General features: G+C 59.5%; 4 protein-coding genes. 2 read left to right on the top strand and 2 right to left on the bottom strand.

Annotated elements, in window-relative coordinates; all coding sequences use genetic code 11:
- A partial coding sequence (locus EN935_RS32075) for a hypothetical protein (protein WP_127374019.1) occupies positions 1-196 on the bottom strand: 196 nt, incomplete at its 3' end.
- Between the two features lie 211 nt (positions 197-407).
- The gene (locus EN935_RS32080; protein WP_127374020.1) at positions 408-719 is read right to left on the bottom strand and encodes a DUF982 domain-containing protein; all 312 of its coding nucleotides are present in this window, start codon (positions 717-719) and stop codon (positions 408-410) included.
- A 295-nt stretch (positions 720-1,014) separates the two neighbouring features.
- Here EN935_RS32080 and EN935_RS32085 point away from each other — a divergent pair, with 295 nt between their 5' ends.
- Together EN935_RS32085 and EN935_RS32095 are read left to right on the top strand one after the other, a co-directional pair.
- Positions 1,015-1,410, top strand: a complete 396-nt coding sequence (locus EN935_RS32085; RefSeq protein ID WP_127374021.1) for a hypothetical protein — start codon at positions 1,015-1,017, stop codon at positions 1,408-1,410.
- Between the two features lie 488 nt (positions 1,411-1,898).
- Positions 1,899-2,250: Hsp20 family protein (locus tag EN935_RS32095; protein ID WP_127374022.1), on the top strand; the 352-nt coding region annotated here is incomplete at its 3' end.

Genomic DNA, 2,250 nt, shown 5'->3' on the forward strand with positions numbered 1-2,250 from the left:
GTGCCGCAGGCGCGGCCGGTGCTTCCACCTTCGGCGCTTCGACCTTGACGTTAATGTCCTTCCCGCCGCCGCCACCATTGATGTTGATGACACCGGTGAAAATCAGCAAGACAACGATTGCGATAAGTCCGAGAACAATAGCAACCGCAGTGCCGCCGCCACCTCCAGAGTTAACAACAGTTGGGCCGTCAGCCATAATTTCCTCTCCTCGTTTCAATTACTTACAGACGAGGAAACGATGACGGAAGCTTACCGTTCCAGAGTGAGGCTTTGGTCTGGGGTGGTCCGACTAAGGTCTTATGAGAGCAACGCAATCGCGGCAGCCGCGTTAGAACTGCGCCCCCGACTTCGTCGGATGGATTCACTCCGAAGCGTGAAACAAGTGACATTAATCCAGCGTCAAAAGGTCATCGAAGGCGCAGACCAGCCTGCGAATAACAACCGGGGGGCGTGTCGCCTTCCACAGGCTCGGCATCCAGAACGACCAAACCAGCCTCTTCCGCGGCGGCGAGAAAAGCTTGGCGGGCGGCTTCGACCTGCTGCGGTGTGGTGAGGTGACCGGTGCATGCCTGAAGTGCCGCCGCGTAGAGCTGGCCGTGTTCCTCAGGCCAGCTGTCCATCATAAAAATCGCGGCCTCGGAGACGCTCACCAAAGTGCGATAGCCCCCTGGCTTTTTCGCCTCGATGACTACTAGCTCTTCAAAGAAAGGATCGTGCATATTTCTGCCCCGACGTCGCTTAAGCGAACGACGGAGTTATGGTTTCGTTCCCAGCGGTTTTGGACACGCACGAGATGGTATGCCGCCTTGTGAGCCAGTGACGGCGAGACCAATGTCCTCGCCGGGAGGAAAGTGCGGCAAAATTTTTGGCACGACGGAACTTTGCCGTGGCGGCGAGTTACCTCGCTCGCCGCGGAGGGACCTGTCAACATGAAAGAGAACGATCCGGTTGTCGGCCCATCAAAGCCCCAGCTTCTTGGCATCTTGGGACCCGGCCTGATCACGGGAGCGTCTGATGACGATCCCAGCGGCATTGCCACCTATTCCCAGCCAGTGGTCGGCAAAGGGCGCTAGCGTCCGCAAGGGCGGCACTCCGGTCATCTGGTTCAAGATGCTCGGGCGCAAGGACGCCGACGAAACTGGCACCGACGAGGACGGCCGCCAAATCCCATGCGCCCGTCTGAGCTGGGTGTTCAATGTCGGGCAGGCGGATGGCTACCAGTCCGAGAAAGCCCGCACGACGTACGATAACCAAGTATTCCCGATCGCGCAGGCTGATGCCCTGATCGCCGCCAGCCTTGCCACCCACCAGGGCGAACAGGCCTGCTACCGGCCAAGCACCGACGAAATCGTGTTGCTGTTGCAGCATCTGTTCACCGGCACGTCGACCAGCAGCGCCACTGAGGCCTAACATGGGGTCCTGCTTCACGAACTGCCCCATTGGACGGCGCCGCGACTGCGACGCGAATTGCCAGCGCTTCGGCGACGTCGCGTGCGCGGCCGAAGAACTCCGAACTCGGAGCCGCGTTTCTCTGCGCGAAGCTGGGTATCGAGGCGAACCCCCGCGTTGACCACGCCAAATACTTGGTCAGCTGGATCAAACTCCTGAAGGATGACCGCAGGGCGTTCACTACTGCGCCGGCAAGGCGTCGGAAGCCAGAAACTACTTGCTTGGGCTTTCCGAGCCACGACGAGGCGAGCTGAGGCAATTCATCTCTCGCTGGCGGTGCCATTTGGGATGCCTTCCAATGCCTTCCAAAATTTTTCCAACTGTCTCTTGAACCGATTTTGAGCCGCCTTTAAATCATCTGCCGTCGAGGCCGTACGGTTCGGCAAGACTGGCGGCGCCGCATGGGGCGGCGTCCCTTGTGCCCATGTTGCTTCAAGGACAATGTGGCTATGAGAACCTTTGACTCTCTGTATCGCACCACCGTCGGTTTCGACCGTCTTTTCGACATGCACGATAGCGGCTCGCGGACCGACTGGCCGCCTTACAATATCGAGAAGGTCGGTGAGAACGACTACCGCATCGCCATGGCGATCGCTGGGTTCAGCCCGGACGAGGTTGAATTGACCCAGCATGGCCCGGAGCTGGTTGTCGTGGGCCAGAAAGCCGATGATCAGAGCGGACGCCAGTTGCTCCACCACGGCTTGGCCTATCGCAGCTTCCGGCAGTCGTTCAGACTGGCCGACCATATGAAGATCAAGGCAGCCAACCTCGAGAACGGCCTCCTCACCGTCGACCTGTCTC

Source organism: Mesorhizobium sp. M7D.F.Ca.US.004.03.1.1 (genome assembly GCF_003998635.1).
Classification (GTDB): Bacteria; Pseudomonadota; Alphaproteobacteria; order Rhizobiales; family Rhizobiaceae; genus Mesorhizobium; species Mesorhizobium loti.

Excerpts from the sequence above, each read along its gene's own strand:
- EN935_RS32080 (WP_127374020.1), bottom strand. The coding sequence starts at position 719 with ATGCACGATCCTTTCTTTGAAGAGCTAGTAGTCATCGAGGCGAAAAAG.
- EN935_RS32085 (WP_127374021.1), top strand. The coding sequence starts at position 1,015 with ATGACGATCCCAGCGGCATTGCCACCTATTCCCAGCCAGTGGTCGGCA.